At 46.3% G+C, this 20,869-nt stretch carries 3 protein-coding genes; all 3 read right to left on the bottom strand.

The window, feature by feature from the left end:
- Nucleotides 1-17: 17 nt before the first annotated feature.
- From VIS94_06055 to VIS94_06045, 3 genes are read right to left on the bottom strand one after another with little or no spacing between them, the layout of a single operon-like run.
- On the bottom strand, nt 18-4,529 hold the full coding sequence (locus VIS94_06055) for an amino acid adenylation domain-containing protein (GenBank protein HEY9160629.1): 4,512 nt from the start codon (nt 4,527-4,529) through the stop codon (nt 18-20).
- Between the two features lie 14 nt (nt 4,530-4,543).
- Nucleotides 4,544-9,028 (bottom strand): amino acid adenylation domain-containing protein, encoded by a 4,485-nt coding sequence (locus VIS94_06050; GenBank protein ID HEY9160628.1) that lies wholly within the window; start codon nt 9,026-9,028, stop codon nt 4,544-4,546.
- 10 nt (nt 9,029-9,038) lie between these two features.
- On the bottom strand, nt 9,039-20,804 hold the full coding sequence (locus VIS94_06045) for an amino acid adenylation domain-containing protein (GenBank protein HEY9160627.1): 11,766 nt from the start codon (nt 20,802-20,804) through the stop codon (nt 9,039-9,041).
- Nucleotides 20,805-20,869: the final 65 nt, after the last annotated feature.

The following is a 20,869-nucleotide window of genomic DNA, read 5'->3' as shown; positions in this document are numbered from 1 at the left end:
TCCTTCTCGCACATGTATCAAAGGTCGCCTATAAGGTCATCCAATTGATCCTGGGACATGCCTGCCAAATCAAAATCGGATGGTGTATAACCGGCATGACCTTGCATGCAGTAGTTTAATACATTTCTGATTTCTTCCAAGAATTTTTTTGCAAGATCGATTATCGTATCTTCGCTGAATCTGTTGCGGCTGTAATTGACATATACGTTGAGACATGAATTTTCCACGGTGCAGTTGATATCCAGGGCATACGGCCTTTCATTCCGGGGGTCACCTGGAGATGACGGTATGCCTGTAACAAGCTCAAAAACACCTTCCATTCCCGCATTGTCAAACTGCCCGAGGTAATTGAAACATACCTGAGGTTCCACCTTGACAATACCCGAATTCGGGCTGAGATACCTTAGGACACCATAATCCAGTCCCTTGTTCGGCATGTTCCTTAGTGTTTCTTTGACTGTTTTTATCTGTTCGTCCATTTCATCTGCAGGGTCTATTTGCACAGAAACAGGAAAAAGCGTGGTGAACCATCCCACTGTGCGGGATATATCAATTCCCGTAAAGATATCCTCTCTTCCGTGGCCCTCCATATTAAAACATACATGATCGCTGCCGGTTTTGGCAGCCAGTGTTCTAGCCAGCGAAAGTACAAGGATGTCGTTGATTTCTGTATTAAACGCGTCGTGGGCACCCTTCAGAAGAAGGTCAGTATCCTCTTTCGAAAGCGTTTCATGAACTACGGCCACTGATGCCATGTCATTTGGCCCTGATTTGAAATCTTCGGTTATCAGGGCATGATTTTCCTTTATCATTTCGTTTAAGAAACCGGCTTCATCCTTTATCTGATCTGCGTAATTCCTGATTTTTACCGCCCACTCCTTGAACGATGAGGTCTTCTCCGGCATTGCCGGTTGAGAACCATGCAAAATCTCGCCGTAGGCGCTGAACATATCTTCGACAATAATCCGCCATGAAACACCATCCACCACAAGGTGATGTGCCACAAGGGCGAGATATACGTACTCTCCGAATGTAAACAGACCCGAAACAAACACCGGTCCTGCACAGATATCAAGTGAAGATTGCAGTTTATCTATATCCACCTTCAATTCATCCTCATCTGACACAGAAGCTTTCACCAGGACAGGCTCTTCGCCGGACGGCAGATAAACCTGCATTCCGCCTTTAAAACGTGATCTGAGAACATCATGGTGATTGATAACAAGCTGTAGGCTCTTCTTCAAGGCATCCTCATCAAGAGCCATAGAAGTCTTCAAAATAATGGCCTGATTGAAATGATTGATATTATTCAAATCAAGTTCGAACAGCCATTTTTGAACAGGCGTCAAAGGGGCTTCACCTGTCACATCTCCCTGTTCGGCAAGAGCTGAACGGGCTTTTCCGGCAACAAGAGCAAGTTCCGCAATTGTCTGGTTTTCGAATATATCCCTGGGCTTGATCTCATAGCCCTGTTTTTTTAGACGTCCCGCAACCTGAAGACTGATGATGGAATCTCCGCCGAGATCAAAGAAATTATCATGTATCCCCACTTTGTTAAGCTTGAGAACCTGGCACCATACATCTGCAATTACATGCTCGATTTCAGTCCGGGGCGCCACGAACGAGCTCTCGTCACCGGAGATGACGTTGTCAACTTCCGGAAGGGCTTTACGGTCAACCTTGCCGTTGGGAGTAAGCGGCAGCATATCCAGTTTCATGAAACGTGCCGGAACCATGTATTCGGGAAGCTTCTCTTTCATGAAGTTCTTTATGTCTGTTACAGGTATCTCATCTTCTGAAACATAGTATCCCACAAGGTATTTCCCCGACGCCCTGTCATCCCTGTCAACAACAACACAATCGTGTATTCCGTTATAGCTTGCCAGAAGCGCCTCAACCTCACCGAGTTCAATCCTGTAGCCCCGTATCTTGACCTGATGATCGACCCTGCCGAGATACTCAATATTTCCGTCTGCAAACCACCTGGCAAGATCACCAGTCCGGTAAATGGTCTTTGCCGGATCAAAAGGACTCGGCACAAAGCTTTTTGCCGAGATTTCGGGCTTATTCAGATAGCCGCGCGCAACACCGGGACTTTCAATATAGATCTCACCCGGTACGCCTATCGGGACAAGTCTACGGTCTTTGTCCATGATGTAGATCTTTGTGTTTGCAATAGGTTTCCCGATAGGCACATTCGTGCACTCTGAATCGATCTCTGAGAATGCATATACTATACAGCCGACAACTGTTTCGGCTGGTCCGTATTCATTGAAAATTACCGAACCCGGATGCCGGATTAGAAACGATCGTGATGTCTTTGCTGAAAGGGCTTCCCCACCCAGGATGAAGCGGTTGAGCGACGCCGATTTCTCCAGTCCGTTCTCGGTAAGATTGTCCGCAATCTCCAGGTGGGCAGGCGTCAATTTTGCGATATCCGTACCAGATGTCAGGACATGTTCAACAAGTGTTGTCGGATCGATGCCGCTCGGCATGATAGATATGTACTCGCCTGAGACAAGGGGGAGAAACATGCTGGTAACCGTAAGGTCAAATGACATGGATGTATAGAGCGGGAAAGAGCCATGGCCCGGAACATCATAAGCACCCGCAGCCCACGTAATGTAATTGACAAGACCTCTGTGCTCTATTTCTATCCCCTTCGGATTGCCCGTGGATCCTGATGTGTAGATGACATAAACAAGGTCCCTGCTCGTATTTACAAGTTCGGGCCTTACGGACGGCATCTGTTCGATCCTGTCCCAGTCGTCATCAAGACACAGTACTTCCCCGGAAAAAGCAGGCATCCTGGAAAGCATATCGGATTTCGTAAGTATAAGCGGCGCACCGCAGTCGGAAAGCATGTATTCCAGACGCGCCGCCGGGTATTCAGGATCAAGGGGCACGTAAGCCCCGCCTGCTTTTATTATCCCGAGCACACCTGTTATCATTTCAACGGAACGCTCAATAAAAATACCCACTACACTATCCGGTTTGATGCCCTTATCCCTCAGGAAGTGTGCAATCTGATTCGATTTTCTTTCGAGTTCGATATAACTCAAGCTTTTCTCGCCAGAAATGATGGCTGTCCTGTCAGGACTTATATCAACCTGGCGATCGAACAGTTCCTGGATACATAATGTATCAGGATACGGTACCTCAGTAGAATTGAATGAGTTCAGCATTTCCTTCTCAGGTTCAGTCAGTATTTCAATGCGGCCCACTTCCTGGAAAGGATCTTTTATAAATGCCGACAATACCTGAAGCATATGCCCGAGCATCCGGCTTATTGTTTTACTGTCAAATCTTGCACGGTCATACTGGATCGCCATTTCCATACTTTCGCCGGGTATGACCAAAAGGGTAATGGGAAAATTGGTCATTTCTACGGACTGCACATCAGTAATGCCCATACCTGACCCGCCTCCGGCAGAAGCGAGCGGATAGTTCTCGAACACCACATTGCTGTCAAACAGATTCTGCGTTTTGGGAAGAGCGGTTAAAGCCTTTATTTCCGGAAGGAAAGAGTATTCGTATTCCCTGATTGAGAGAGAAAGCTTCTGCAAATAGCCGAGCAGCTCGGAAATCTTCATGCCGGGAGCAAAGCGAACCCTTACAGGCAGGGTATTGATAAACAGGCCGACCATTTCATCAGAACCTTTCAGTTTGTCAGGTCTGCCTGAGACTGTTGTACCGAAAACGACATCATCACTGTTGCTGTAGCGGCTTAAAAGAACGGACCATGCAGATTGCATCACAGTGCTGGGCGTAACATGTTCCTTTCTGCTTAGGGCCAGCAGGGCCTCGGTCATTTCAGGAGAAAGAAGAACCTTCTCTTCACCCATGGATGTTACGGCACCGTCGGCCGTCCTTCTGTCAAGAGGCAGCGGCGTTGCAGCCTGAAAGTCCCCGAGAAGCCCTTTCCAGAAATCAACAGCCTCTTCCTTATCCTGATCCAGGTACCAGGCGATATAGTCTTTGTATGGCCTCCGGGTAATTCTTGGCATTGCACCGCCCGTCGCTACAGCAAGATATATCGAGAAAAGGTCGTTAAGAATTATAGGCAGGCACCAGCCGTCCAGAATTATATGGTGATAGCTCCATATGAATTTGTATTTATTCCCTGCCAGGATAAAGATGTTGAGTCTTGTAAGCGGCCCTTCTTCCATATCGAAAAGATTTCTTTTGTCTTTTTTCAGGAATTCCCCGATGCGCCGCTGCTGCTCCTTATCATCCAATCCCTTGATGTCATGCACCTCGAAAATGACTGGGAGTTCCTTGAGTACAATCTGCAGCGGGTCTTTGACCTTTGACCATTTGAAAACCGTTCTGAATACCGGGGTTATGGCAATCAGTCTGGTCCATGCCTCTTTTAGTTTATCTATATCCAGCTGTCCGTTGATTGTAAAAGCGACCTGCTCGAAATACACAGGAGTTGTTTCATCGTAAAGGGTATGAAACAGCATCCCCTTTTGTGTCGGAGACAGGGGATATATATCCTGCGTGTTTTCCTTGGTCACAAACGTCATTTGAGTTCCTCCGTCTATTCGTAAATGTTGTCAAGATCCTCCTGATCCAGTTTGGCAAGTTTGAAATCAGATGGTGTGACATCAAAACTCTCAGGTTTCATGCAATGGCTGATAATCTTAACCAGTTCCTCCCGGTATTTTTCGGCAAGTTTCATGATTGTTTCTTTATTATGTTTATTTGTACTGAAGACCATATTGATACTGAGCTGTGATCCTTTTACCGCACAGATTATATCAATCAGATTTGCACGAGGATTTCGCCCGTCCACGGTAAAGGGCACATCGGCCCTGGCAAGATCAAGAACTCCCCCTAGCCCGGATGCAGCAAGCTGCCCCAGATAATTGAAGCTTATGCCCATATTGACAGGCCAGTCCCTGCCGGAGAGATATTTGAGGACTCCAAAATTAAACCCTCTAAAAGGTATTGTATGCAGGCATTCTTTGACATATTTCACATGATCCCCAAGGTCGTTTGATTCAGGGCAATTTAGAACCACCGGATACATCGTGGTGAACCAGCCGACCGTACGGGATATATCCACATCGCTGATAACATCCTCCCGGCCATGCCCCTCAAGCGTAAACGCAATACTCTTTGAGCCAGTCCATTTACAAATTATCTGCATCAGTGCCGTTATGAGCAGATCGTTCACCTCGGTGCCATAGGCCTTGTGAGCATCACGCAACAGATATCCTGTCGTTTCTTCATCAATATCAATTGTTACAACATCAGCAGTTTCCATGATATTGGGTCCTGAATCAATATCCAGAGGCAGATCAACTTTCAAATCTGCCAGGCTCTTTTCCCAGAAGCCGGATTCCTTCTGTACATCCTTGCCTGATGCATATTGGCCCTGCTTTATGGACCACTCCAGGAAAGAGGTCGTTTTGGCCGGAAGTTTAATTGCCTTGCCGTCTGATAAGGCTGCATATCCTTCAAAAAGATCTTCCAGCAAAATTCTCCATGATACGCCGTCGATTGCAAGATGATGTGCCGCAAGCAAAAGATAGTCACACCCCGGCGCATGATAAAGTCCTGCCGCAATTAAAGGCCCCTTTCCTATGTCGAGCGATGATTGCAAGGCTTTTATCTCATTGTCCATGTTCTCATCGGATACGGATTTAACCGTCAGTTTCGCCTCCGCCCCAATAGGCATGAACTCCTGTTTATCGGGCATAAAACGGGCCCTTAAGACATCATGATTGTCGATGATAGCCTGAAGCGCTTTCTTCAGTTTTTCATCATCCAGTCTGATGTTTGATTTAAACATCAATGCCTGGTTGAAATGATTCCTGTTGACAAGCGGCAGTTCGAAAAACCATCTCTGGACAGGCGTCAAAGGCGCGATGCCGACAACCGCACCCTGGTCCGCCACAGCAGAGGCCGCATGTTTGACAACCGTTACAAGTTCGGCAATACTCTGGTGCTCGAATATGTCGCGCGGCCTTATTTCATAGCCATCTTTTTTCAGCCTGCTTACAACCTGTAAACTTATGATGGAATCACCGCCGAGTTCGAAGAAGTTGTCATTAATGCCTATACGGTCAACACCAAGGACCTCCTGCCAGATTTGGGCAATCAGCTGTTCAAGCTTGTCCCTGGGTGCGACATATTCCGTTTCAACCTGAGGCTGCATGCCTTCAGGCTCGGGAAGCGCCTTTCTGTCCACCTTGCCGTTTGGTGTAAGCGGAAGGCTTTCCAGTCTTATCATGCGTGACGGCACCATATAGTCGGGCAGTTTTTCTTTGAGAAATGCCCTTAATTCCGAAATTGACAGCTCTTCTGAGGCTACATAATAGGCAACGAGGAACTTGTTCCCTTCCCTGTCATCCTTATCAATAACAACAATATCGGAAATCTTTTCATGTTCAGCCAGACGGGCCTCGATTTCACCCATCTCGATACGGTTTCCACGTATCTTTACCTGATAGTCAACCCTTCCGTGAAACTCTATATTGCCGTCTGAAAGCCATCGTCCAAGGTCTCCGGTTTTATAGATAAAAGGATACTCACCCGTACTGAACGGATTCGGAAGAAACCGCTGAGCGGTTTTTTCGGGTGCGTTCCAGTACCCACGCGCAAGCCCGGCGCCTGATAGATATATCTCGCCAAGCACGCCTATGGGAACAGGCTTCAGGTTCTTATCCAGTATATAAGCCTGGCCGTTGGACAGAGGCTTTCCGATAAGGGGCTGACGGTCAAAATCCTTTGGGACTCTGAATCCCGTGGAATATGTGGTATCCTCGGTCGGGCCGTAGAGGTTTCTTATTACATCCACATCGAGCCTGGCATAGGCGTCTTTTACCAGATCGAGCTTGAGTGGCTCACCTGCAAGGCATATCGCCTTGATTCTGTACCTTTTCCCGGCAATATTTACCAGATGCTTCAGTGCTGACGGAACCGTATTGACCATGGTGACGGTTCCTCCGGCGCTAAGGTAATCATCGATATCGAGTGAACTCTTCAGTACGATCACCCTGGCTCCCGTTGTCAGAGGAAGCAGCATCTCAAATATTGACAAATCGAAACACATAGATGTCGAGTATATCATTTCTTCATACTCATCGAAGGTGAACTCGTCCAGACACCAGTAAAGAAATGCCGTTACATTGCGGTGTTCGATCATGACACCTTTCGGGACACCGGTCGAACCGGAAGTATATATCAGATGGGACAGGTTTTTCGGCCCGGCAACCGGTTCCGGATTGTCCGGGCTTTCCTTTTCGATTTCAGCCCAATCATTGTCAAGCAGCACTATGTTGCCCGGCCGGTTCGTTATCCTGTCAAGAAGGAAGCTCTGCGTGACAAGCACGGGACTCTCGGAATCTTCCAGCATGTACTCAAGTCTTGCTCCGGGATATTCGGGATCCATGGGGACATAACCCCCGCCTGCCTTATGTATCCCGAGGATTGCCACGAGCATATCGATTGAGCGGCTTACCATGAGACCAACCTTGGATTCCGGCCCGACACCTTTCGACCTTAGATAGTGCGCCAGTCTGTTGGCACGTTCATTGAGCCCTTTATAATTAATGGAGTCGCCCTCAAAGCTCACTGCAATATTATCAGGTGTCTTCAAAACCTGTTCCTCGAAGAGCTGATATGGACACCTATCTTCAGGGAATGGTCTTCTGGTAGAGTTGAAACCGGTGACGACCTGCTCATATTCTTCGGGTGTCATGATCTCCAGCTCTGAAAGCGGTGTATCAGGCTTGTTCAGCACCTCACTGATGAGCGTCAGGGTATGGCCTTTGATACGCTCCATACTCTCAGGATACAGTTTTTCCTCGTTATAGAGGTATTTCAGAACGAGCTTCTTTCCGGGTGCGCATACAATGCAGATATCATAGTTTGTCGCCTCTTTAGCGCTGATATCCGATACCTTCATATCGGAACCGACGGCAAAGGTGTCCAGGGGATAATTTTCGAAGACTATAATGCTGTCAAACAGGTTCATGCCGGGTGAAACCGCACTGCATGCACGTATATCTGGCAGAAACGAATATTCGTATTCCATTACGCTCGTTGAACTTTCCTTGAATTTCTTCAGAAACGAAGAAAAGGTGCTCTGTCTGTCAATCAAGGCCCTTACCGGAAGGGTATTTATGAACAGGCCGACCATGGCATCGGAACCTTTAAGCTGGGGCGGCCGTCCTGAAACGGTTATGCCGAAAACACAGTCATCGGTTCCGCTGTAGCGGCTCAGTTGCACTGCCCAGATACCCTGAATAACGGTGCTCAGTGTTGTGCGCTGTTCTCTGGCAAATGCCTCAAGCCTGTTTGTCGTCTCTTCACTGAGTTCCAGCTGTATTTCTTTTACGTTTAGGCCTCCCTCATGAGGTCTGTCGCATGGCAGGGCAGTCGGAGTATCAAAATCCCTCAGATATTCACCCCAGAACTGATCGGCCTTTTTCCTGTCCTGTCTGGAAAGCCAGGCTATATACTCCTTATAAGGAGGACGTGTTATGCGGGACAAAGGCTGACCTGATTTCAAAGTGGTATAAGAGCTGAAAAAATCGCTCATGATAAGAGAAAGACACCAGCCGTCAAGAAGTATATGGTGATAACTCCAGAGAAAATAGTAAACATTATGCCCCAGTTCAATTACATTCAGCCTCATAAGAGGCCCTTTGCCAAGATCGAATGAGGAGGCCTTGTCCTTTGCAAGAAAATCCCTGATCCATTCTTTCTGGGAACTTTCATCAAGGTCTTTAATATCGTGGACGCCAAGGACAATGGGATACTTCTTCAAAACGATCTGAACAGGTTTTGAGGTGTCCTTCCAGTTGAAGACGGTCCTGAAAACCGGATATGCATCGATGAGGTGGTTCCATGCCTTCTCAAGGCATGGCAGATCCAGAGGCCCTTCAATCCTGCAGCTGAACTGTTCGAAATAAGCGGAAGTCTCCGAATCATACAGCGTGTGGAAGAGCATGCCCTGCTGCATGGGCGATAAGGGATATATATCTGCTATGTTCTGCTTCGTCAGATATGACATTACAATCTCCTCATTCAAAATCGGACAGTCTGTTTAATTCATCCTGATTCAGACCTGCAAGACCGAAATCCGAAGGTGTGATATCAAAACTGTCCGGATTCATGCAGTGTTCAACCACCTTTACAATTTCATTTCTGAACATCCGGGTAAGCCCTTCAATCGTTTCCCGGCGGTGTTTGTTTCTGCTGAAAATCCAGTCTATTCTCAATTTTCCGTCCATAACCATCGCAATGATATCGATGAGGAAAGCCCTTTTGTTCCTGCCCGCTATCACATGCGGTACATTTGTCCTCGCCAGCTTGAACGATCCGTCTGCGCTTCCCGCAATTATCTGTCCGAGATAATTGAAACTGATAAGCGAGCCGGAATTGAGATCCTTACCGCAAAGATGTTTAAGCACTCCATAATTGAAACCCTTGAAAGGAATCGTATGGAGCTTCTCTTTGACATATTTAATCTGAGATGAAAGCTCGTTTCCCGGAGTCTTCAGTACTACAGGAAACAGAGTGGTGAACCATCCGACGGTTCTCGTAATATCGACACCTGATATTACATCTTCCCTTCCATGACCTTCCAGATCAAAGGCCATATCCGTTTTTCCCGTCCATGACAGCACTACCCTCATCAAAGCAGTAATAAGCAAATCATTCACATCGGTATTGTATGCATGATGTGCATGCTTCAAAAGGTTATCCGTTTCTTCATGCGTGAGGTCGAAACGGACGAAATCGGAGGATTCGACATTATTTACACCACTGTCATGGTCAAGCGGAATATCAGGATTTATTTTACTGATTTCATTATTCCAGAATTCAAGCTCGTTCTGGACCCTTTCCTCACCGGCATATTTTGACTGGCGGCTGGCCCATTCCATAAATGAAGTGGTCTTCGGCGGCAGCACGATCTCCTGACCTGTAGCGGCCTTTGCCGAACCGTCAAGCAGGTCTTCAAGCAATATTCTCCAGGATACCCCGTCTACAACAAGATGGTGGGCAACAAGCAGCAGATAATCGTTCTCAGGAGCCTGGAACAGAGCCGCACGGAATACAGGGCCCTCTTTGATGTTCAGTGAAGATTGAACTTTATCGATCTCTTCATCCAGAACGTCTTCGGAATCAATCTTTTTTGTAATAAAGTTCACTTTTTCACCAAGGCCCTCTATTCTCTGTTCACCATCAATAAAACGGGAACGCAGAACATCATGGTGATCCAATATTCCCTGCAGGGCCTTATGGAGTATGTCGCCCCCGTTAAGGCGGTCCTTCGACACAAATAGCAGGGCCTGATTGTAATGGTTTTCATTTTCAGGATTCTGATTGAAGAACCAGTGCTGGATAGGTGTGAGAGGTGAAACACCGCTTACTGGCGCTTGCTCGGCAGAAGCGGTTTCGATGGCGACCACAGCACTCGAAAGTTCAGCTATTGTCTGTCTTTGAAGTATATCCTTCGGATGCAGCCTGTAACCGTGTTGATTCAGACGGTTGACCACCTGGAGGCTTATTATGGAATCGCCGCCGAGTTCGAAGAAATTATCAAAGATTCCGACCTTCTCGATTCCCAGGATCTCCTGCCATATTTCAGCCAGTATCTTTTCAATCTCATCCCTTGGCGCAACATATTCTGATTCGACCGATGGCCGGAGGCCTTCGGGCTCAGGCAATGCATTACGGTCGACTTTTCCGTTCGGAGTCAACGGCAGACTCTCCATGAAGATAAAACGTGAAGGAATCATATAGTCGGGAAGCGATTCTTTCAGATAGGCGCGCAGATCAGTGACCGATATATCTTCGTCAGCCACATAATAGGCTGCCAGGTACTTGTTCCCTTCCGCATCGTCCTTGTCAATAACCACAGCATCGGTTATCGAAGGGTGTTCTGAAAGCCGCGTTTCGATCTCACCCATTTCGATGCGGTTGCCTCTGATTTTCACCTGGTAATCTACACGTCCGTGAAATTCAATATTGCCGTCAGGCAGCCAGCTTCCCAGGTCTCCAGTCTTGTAGATATAAGGACAGAACTCGCTGCTGAATGGATTGGGGATAAAGCGTTGCGCGGTTTTTTCCGGGGCATTCCAGTACCCCCTGGCAAGGTCGTGGCCGGAGAGATATATTTCTCCTTTGACGCCAATGGGTACCGGCTTCATATGCTTATCGAGTATATATGCCTTCGTGTTTGAAATGGGCCTTCCTATGAGCGGCTGCCTGTTGAAATTCCTGTTAACACGGAAATTTGTCGAATATGTGGTGTCCTCAGTCGGTCCGTAAAGATTTCGAACCATATCAACGTCAAGTTTGGAATATGCCTCTTTGACCAGATCAAGCTTGAGAGGCTCTCCTGCAAGATTTACAGCCTTTATCCTGTGCTTTCTTCCTGCTATGTTCAAGAGGTGTTTAAGGGCGGAAGGAACGGTATTAACCATAGTGGCGGTATTGCCTGAACTGAAATAATCATCAAGGTCAAGCGAACTTCTGAGCACAATGACCTTTGCCCCTGTTATCAAAGGCAGAAGCATTTCAAAGACAGATAGATCGAAACACATCGAGGTTGAGAATATCATCTCCTCATATTCATCGAAGCTGAATTCCTCAAGGCACCAGTATAAAAAGGCGGTTACATTGCGGTGTTCAATCATGACACCTTTAGGAAGTCCGGTTGAACCGGATGTGTATATTAGATGCGAAATATTTTCCGGACCTGCGACAGGCTCCAGATTATCTCCGCTCTCTGTTGAAATTTCCGGCCAGTCAGTATCAAGGCATACGGCGGTTGCCGGACAGTTGGCAATCCTTTCCAGCAGATGGCTCTGAGTAATCAGAACAGGGCTCTTTGAATCCTCCAGCATATATTCGAGTCTGGCCTTAGGATATGCAGGATCCATCGGCACATAGGCACCACCCGCCTTGTGAACGGCAAGAACGCTCGTGATTATGTCATCTGAACGTTCGACAAGAAGACCCACCTTTACTTCTTTCTCCACACCCCTGGCACGCAGATACCGCGCAAGCATGTTTGATTTCTCATTGAGCTCGCGGTAGGTAAGCTCCTTGCCTTCGAATACAACGGCCGTCTTATCGGGAGTCTTGTTTACCTGTTCTTCGAAGAGGTCATATGGACATTTGTCTTTCGGATAAAATGAATCAGTAGCATTGAATTCCACAAGGATTTTATTGAGCTCGGCACCGTCAAGAATGTCCAGGGCGCTCAGTTTCTTTGTTGGATCAGCCGATATCTCATTGAGCAGTTTGACATAGAAATTGCCGAATCTCTCGATAGTTTCCTTATTGAACAGGTCAGTGTTGTACTCGAACTGCATCTTTATCAGACCTGCTTCTTCTGAAGCAATCAGGGTTATATCGAATTTTGCTACGCCACGATCATGTGTAATGTTCTTAAACCTCAGATCTCCCAGTCTTGCCTCGCTCAGGTCATCAGTTGCATTCTCAAGGACAAACATGACGTTGAAAACAGGCGTGGCGCTGGTATCACGAGTAGGATTAAGGATGTCTATAAGACGGTCGAACGGATAGTCCTGGTTTGCATAGGCATCAAGGCAGGTCTGTTTCACCTGGGCAAGCAGTTTGTTAAATTCCGGATCGCCGGACATATCCATGCGAAGCGCCAGTGTATTGATGAAAAATCCGATAAGCTCTTCCAGATCGTGATGATTCCGTCCGGCTATCGGCGAACCGACTATTATATCCTGCTGCTGACTCAATTTGCTCAGCAATACCCCGAAAGATGAAAGAAGAAGCATGAACAGAGTTATATCCTGAGTTTTTGCACAATTTCTGAGATTTTGAGTAAGTGTCTCATCAAGCTTTATCGTATGAACGGCACCGTTGTTTGTCTGTATAGGAGGCCTCGGGCGGTCAACAGGAAGGTCAAGGAAAGGCAGCGGCCCTCCCAGTTTTTTCACCCAGTAATCTTCCTGGTCTTTTAATAAGCCGTTTTCCAGCAGGCTTTTCTGCCATGCGGAAAAATCGCGATACTGTATCTTGAGAGGCGGGAGCACCGATTCGGCATTATTGATGAAAGCCGCATATTCCGCAGCAACCTCCCTTAGGAGTATGCCGAGCGACCATCCGTCAGAAATTATATGGTGCATTGTGAGCATGAGAATATGTTTGTCATCACCCAGCTTCAGCATCTTGATCCTGAAAAGCGGGCCCTTTTCGAGATTGAAATGATAGGCGCCTTCCAGATCAATAACGAGTTTAACCTCGGGCCCATCCTCGCTTTTACCTGTCATATCAACAACGGGCATCTCGACTTCAAGCCTGTCTGTTATTACCTGGACAGGTCTTCCGTTAACCGTTGAGAATGTAGTCCTGAGTCCTTCCTGACGATCAACAACCGCCTGAAAAGCTTTTCTTAAGACATCGGTATCAAGTTTTCCTTCCAGGAGTACATCCGCATGTACATTGTATGAGGAAGGATCAAGTATAAGTTTGTCGAGGAACCATAACCGCTTCTGTGCATTTGATATCTCGTAATAATCCCTTTTTTCAAGTACCGGGATATCCGATGAAACTGATTCTCCCGATTTCATTCCTTGAATTGCCAGAGCCAGATCTCTGATTGTCGGCTGTTCAAACATAACCCTCAAAGGTACATCGACATTAAGTGAACTTTTTATGCGCGACATTACACGAGTGGCTTTCAACGAATGGCCGCCTAGGTCAAAGAAATTATCCATGACCCCTATGCGCTCGACATTCAGTATGTCCTTCCAGATATCAACGAGAAGGCGCTCGGTCTCTGTACGAGGTTCAATATATTCAGTCTGGCTTGCTTCAAGTGTGACCATTCTGATAAGGGCTTCACGGTCCAGTTTTCCGTTCGGCGTCATCGGGAGGCTTTCCAGGTATATGAACTGAGAAGGTATCATATAATGAGGCAGGTAAATCTTCAGATATGAATGTAACTCCTCATTGGACAAAGGAGATTCGGCCAGATAGAAGGCAGCAAGCCTTATCTGGTCCTCCGAATCCTTCTTGTCGATGACAACACATTCCCTGATTTGCTCATGTGATGACAGGACCGCTTCTATCTCTCCCATCTCAACCCTGTAGCCCCTTATCTCGATCTGGAAATCAGAACGTCCTATGAAATCTATATTACCATCCGGCAGCCATCTGCCGAGGTCGCCTGATGCATACATCCTGGCTTCCCCCCCTTTGAACGGGTCAGGGATGAAAGACTTTGCTGTCTTTTCGGGATCGTTAAAATACCCTCTGCCCACGCCTGCTCCGCCGATGTATATCTGTCCGACTACACCAACCGGAACCGGTTTAAGGTATTTGTCCAGAATGTATATCAGTGTATTGCCTGTCGGACGGCCGATAGGCGGATTGCCGTCCTCATTGTTCCATCTGCTGATATCCATATAGGTCGACAGAACCGTTGTTTCGGTCGGACCATACACATTGAATAAGGCATATGAAGGATGTCTCGGCACAAAGCTCAATCTGTCTCCGCCGGTAGTCATAAGATTCAGTGAAAGCCCTTCAAAATCCATACCCACAAATATTTCTGCAAGCTTTGTCGGGATGAAAGTCTTGGTGACTTTCTTGTCTATCATCCATTGTGCAAGCTCTTCCGGCATCATTTCTCCGAGACGGCGGTCCAGTGATACAATACAGGCACCGGATGCAAGACAAGGCCATATTTCAAGAACGGTTGCATCAAATGCAACACCGGAAAGATTGGTGCCTCTGTCATGTTCAGTGAAATTGAAAAACCGGCTGTACCACAATGCAAAATTGATTACATTCTTATGCGGTATCATGGTTCCTTTAGGTCTGCCCGTAGAACCGGAAGTATAGATTATATAAGCAAGCATATCAGGCTTGATATGAATATCGGGGGCGTTGCCTGATGACTGCCAGACTTCTGATCCCTTGTCCAGAGCTGCTGTTACGATACCGCATTCAGGTATCATGTTTAAAAGATCTCTCTGCAGGAACAATACCTTTGCACCTGAATCTTCAATCATCAGCCGGATTCTTTCAGAAGGATAATCAGGGTCAATGGGCACATAGGCCGCACCTGCTTTCCAGATACCCAGACACGCTATGATCATTTCGGGACATCTGTTTGAAAGTATGGCCACCATGTCACCTGGTGCAACACCTTTGCTTATAAGAAATGTCGCAACCCTGTTTGATAAAATATCAACGCCGGCATATGTTATTTCCTCATCTTTAAAAATAATTGCAGGACGATCAGAGAATTCCCTTACCTTCGCAGAGATGATCGAAGGCATTGTCTCACCCTCTGGTACGGGAAATGCGGATTCGTTGAATTCCTTTAGAATCCGTGTTTTCTCGGAAGAGGAGAGCATTTCTATGTCAGCAATGCGCTTCTCAGGATTCATAAGCACATCTTCAATTATATGCTTATAGTATTCCATGAAGCGTTCGATGGTCTCTCTTTTGAACAGATCGGCATTATATTCGAAGCGCATCGTTATTCCGTCAGGCTCCTCATAACCGGTGACGCTCATGTCGAACCTCGAATTCGGATCGTCTCCCGTAACATCCTTTATTGTTATTCCCGATATCCCGGAACCGGCAAACGGATTTGCCGATGCCTCGCGGAATTCGAACGTGATATCGAAGATTGGAGTCCTGCTGAGATCCCTCACCGGGTTAAGAACTTCAACGAGCCTGTCAAACGGGTACTCCTGGTTTGCATAGGCGCCAATTGCTGTTTTCTTAACGCGTTTCAGAAGCTCTGAAAGATCAGGGTTCCCGGAAAGGTCAATCCTCATGGGCAGAACATTCACAAAGAATCCTATCAGAGGTTCGATCTGGGAATTGTTGCGGCCGGCAATAGGTGCACCAATTATAATATCCTCCTGGCCTGAAAGTTTTGAAAGCATTACATCGAAAAGGGCCAGGGTAAGCATGAACATTGTCACGTCTTCTTTTCTTGCAAGCTCCTTGATGCCGTTTAAAGTCTTCTGATCAATCTTTATTCTTGCCGTACCCGCATTCTGAGTCTGGATGGCGGGTCTGGGCCTGTCTGTGGGCAGATTAAGCAAGGGCAGCTTTCCGGACAGATTTTCAAGCCAGTATTTTTCCTGTACTTTTATGCCCTCACCCTCCAGCAGTCTGTTCTGCCAGAAGGCAAAGTCCCTGTATTGTACGGGCAATTCGGAATAGGGTGACGGTGACTTTGAATTCAGCGCCAGATAATTTCCGATAACCTCCTGGACAAGTATCGACATGGACCATCCGTCCGAGATGATATGGTTCATTACTATCATGAACACATTCTTCGTTTCTGAAAGCCTTATAATCATAACCCTGAACAGCGGGCCTTTTTCCAGATCAAAAGGCCTTACTTTTTCTTCAGATATTATTGCCTGAAGCCTTTCTTCCTTACCCTCTTCATGTCTCAGGTCGTACACCGGCATTTCAACTTTGAATGAATCATTTACAACCTGTACCGGCTCGTCATTAACGGTCACGAAAACCGTTCTCAGCGTTTCATGCCGGTCAGCGACGGCCTGAAGCGAATCCCTAAGTACAGCAAAATCAAGTTCAACACCGTCAATCAGGACCGCTCCGGGAATGTTGTAGAAGGGGCTGTCTGGAACAACTTTATCAAGCAGCCAAAGCCTTTTCTGGGCATGAGACAGTTCGTAATATTCTGCCTTTTCCAGGCGTTTGATCTCGGGAAACTTCTCCCTCTCCGTCCGAGTCAAAGATTCAACTGCTTCTGCAAGCGTTTCAACCGTCTGATGTTCGAAGATGACCTTTAATCCGAGTTCAATACTGAATTCCTCTCTAAGTCTCGAAGTGACTTTCGTAGCACGAAGGGAATTGCCTCCGAGATCGAAAAAGTTATCGAATTTTGATATTGCATCTATACCAAGGACATCCCTCCATATCTCGATAATACGCTGCTCAACCGCTGTAAGTTCAAATCCCTTTTCGTCTCTTGAAGCAGCGAGTACTTCGCCGATATCATTTACCGATACAACGGTTTCATACATGCCCTTTTCGAACTGTTCCCTGAGACTGTAGCGTTTGACCTTCGCACTTGGCGTCCTGGGTATTTCTGGAACAGGCACTATGAAATCAAGTTTGATACCGATCGTTGATACAAGATTTTCGTTTATTCTGGAGAGAAGAGATGAAAGGGATGTTATTGACTCTGCTGTATTGATGAAAAAAATGATCTTTTCGCTGTCACTGTCCAGATCTCTGAGGCCTGCAATCGCAAATTCACGGAATGCCATACCCGGAACACGTCTAATCTGTTCCTCGATATCATGGGCATACAGGTTCTGACCGTTGACGAAAATTATATCCTTGCGTCTTCCTGTTATTGTTATCCGGCCGTTTTTCATAAAACCCATGTCGCCTGTACGGAGCCACTCTCCGCAGAACAGGTCCTTATTGGCCGCTTCATTGTTGTAATAGCCCTTGACAACATTCGGGCCCTGAATCTGGATATGTCCAATCGTGAATTCATGGACAAGATTATCGTTGTCATCGACAATCCTTATTTTCATACCCGCAACAGGTCCACCTACATCTGTAAGTTCAATACTGTCTTCATCAGAAACTGTTGGAAGTATTATCTGATCCTTTAAAAAGACATCCTTATCCGCTTTATGGAAAACAGGTTCAGTAAATACCGGCGGGGCAGTTACCTGAAGTGATGCCTCAGCCATGCCATAGCACATGAACATCGACCTGGAATCCAGTCCGAATTTTTCGTATTTTTTTATAAAATCCCTTGAAACCAGCGGTGAAATCGGTTCGGAACCATTCGTTAGAGACTTTATGCATGAAAGGTCTATACCCTTTATGTCATCGTCATCCACCTGCGTTGTCAGCCACTGAGCAGCAAAATTAGGGCACGGAACGTGTGTTCCCCTGTATTTGTCAATCAGTTTCAAGAAAAGTGCGGGTTTCTGAATAAAAGTCTTCGGTTCAAGCTTAATCTGGTCCATTCCTCCCATGGTAGGGGCAAGGTGGAAGCCGATAAGCCCCATGTCATGGGAATAAGGCATCCAGTTTACGATCTTTATCTCATCTATCCGCATATCCGTATATGCGGAAACCTTGATGCCGCTGAATATGAGCGCCGTATCAAGAATATATTTGCCATATTTTGATGAGCTTATTTTTTCACCCAGACCGCTCATGGATATCTTATTCAGAAGTTTTGCAAAACCGCCGACACCTTTGTTTCTGCCAAATTTATGCTTCAATATGTGGATACCATATCCGAGAGTCGGCCTTATATCGTTTCCTCTGACATCAAACATGCATTTCGCCGAGGCATCTATAGTATATATAAGATTGTAATGTGTCAGCATTACGCCCTTCGGATCGCCTGTAGAGCCTGAAGAGAACTGGAGATATGCGACATCGTCAGTATCCGGATTGTGGTGATTCTTGTCAGGTTCATATGTAAGCAGTTCTTCGATACTCAGAAAATCGACTTTTCCAAGAGAGCGGTAAGACCTTTCAGGCTGGTCCGAAATTATACAGAACTTATCCAGTACGCCGCAAACTTTTGTTATCCTCTCCATACCCTCACTGATGGGGAATGTCCCAGGGATAGGTAAAGGAACCGGTATTACTCCTGCAAGGATTATTCCCCAGAAGGCTACAAGAAATTCGTCGGAATTCTCGATTTGCAGGATGGCCTGATCTCCAGGTTTATATCCATGGGCCCTTAATCCCCGTAGAACTTTCTCGGCCGAGTTCATAAGGCTTGCATATGTCTGAAGGTGCTCATTACCATTTTCATCGACATGCAGGATACCTGAATCCGGTGCTATAGTGCATGCGATCCTCAATACCTGTGGCAGATTCTTTACGACCTGGGGAAGAAACTGGTGGACTTTTGATTCAGCTATTGCAAAAGGAAGGTCATTTATCAAACCGTTTAGGTTTAAATCCTTCTTTCTGGCTGATACCCCTTCTCTTTTTAATGGCGGTTGCACAACCTTGGGGACATTTTCATTGTAAATGTTCGGTTCAAGCCTTTTTGCCTCTCTGTCCCTGAAGTCACCGGCTTCATATCTCTCCCTGAGTATAAATCTCTGGGCCTTGCCGCTTGTGGTTCTTGGTATATCATGCATCGGGACAATGGATTCAATGCCAACCCTTATCTTGTTCGCAAGATGTTTGTTAATTTTTCCAAGCAATTCGATAAGGCTTTCTTTGGATTTTTTAGTCTTGATGAAAAGCACAATGCTCTCGGTGCCTCTGGAATGATCGGTCACACCACAGACCACCATGTTTTTAAAGCCGACAAAAGGCAGCTGCTGAAGCTCTTCTTCAATGTCATGCGAATAATAATTCTGACCATTCACAAATATGACATCCTTATGTCGTCCTGTAACAGTCAGTCTTCCGTTAAGCAGAAAACCGAGATCGCCTGTCCTCAGCCACCCGTCGCAGAAGAGCTCCGAATTCAATTCTTCTTTTTTATAATAACCGCTCGTTACATTCGGCCCCTTGATCTGTATATGGCCGACAGTCCCCTCCTTGACCACATTATCTTCATTATCGACAATTCTCAGCTCCATTCCCATAGCAGGATAACCTTCATCAACAAATTCAATAACAGGAAGATCCGCTTTTGCCTCAATCGCAACATGTTCTTTTGTAAATGATTCCCTGTCCAGCATATGATACAGAATATCCGTGCCCATAGGTGGCGCGGTAACCATAAGTGCTGCTTCTGCCATACCGTATACAGGAAACATGGCTTTCGGATTAAAACCATATTGTCTGAATCGGTCGATAAACAGTCTTACGGCAAGAGGCGATATCGGCTCTGCCCCGTTAAAAAGGACCTCGATACACGACAGGTCAATTCCCTTTATGCTTTCGTCCTTAATCATGTAAAGCATCCAGAGAAGACCGAAATTAGGGCTCGGTATCTGCGTTACTCTGTACTTATCTATCAGGATAAGATTTAATGTCGGATTGATTACAAAGGTCGTGGTCGACATTTTTATCTGAAGCATGCTTCCTGCCATAGGTGTAAGATGGAATCCGATCAACCCCATATCGTGCGAATATGGCAACCAGCTGCACACACTGTATGGGATGTTATATTCTTTTAAAGGATGGCTTAAGAGTTCGTCTCGTAAAGCGAGCTGCTCCTGGTTGGTAGAGGCCTCGAGTATCGCATATATGTTGGTAAGTATGTTCCTGTGTGTAAGGGTTACACCTTTGGCATCGCCTGTTGATCCCGAAGAGAACTGTATATAAGCAATATCATCAGGGTCCGGATTATGATAATCCTGTGCGGGAATGTTTACCGTCAACTCATCTGCCAGCAATACGGACCTTGAAACAATATCTTTATATTCTGAAGGAGCTTTGTCCGTTACAATAAAGGGATCCCCGATAAGAGCACATACATTTGCAACTTTTTCCGAGCCTTCGCTTATTGGAAAACTGTTCGGGAGAGCAAGAGGCACCGGGATGCCGCCTCCCAGAACAACTCCCCAGAAAACTGTCAGGAAGAGCCTGTCATTTTCAATCTGTAAAACAACCTTGTCTTCGGGCTCTAAACCGTTCAATCTAAGACCGGTTAAAACCTTTGATGCGTCTTCGAGCAGATTTTTATATGATAGCTTTGTTTCAGTTCCATCTGCATCAACAAAGATCACACCCCTGTCCGGACCTACGACTATGGAATTTCTTAGAAGCTCGGGCAGCGTCCTGGCAAAATAAGGAAGGATATTGAGTTCCGGTCCTCTACTTATTGAATCTCTTGAATGTATGTATTCCATCAATCGTGTCCCCCGTGAATCCCAGTATTTAAAATATTGTATAACATCAACAATATTTATTTGCA

Source organism: Desulfomonilia bacterium, assembly GCA_036567785.1.
Classification (GTDB): domain Bacteria; phylum Desulfobacterota; class Desulfomonilia; order UBA1062; family UBA1062; genus DATCTV01.
This window is presented reverse-complemented; position numbering and strand designations above follow the sequence as displayed.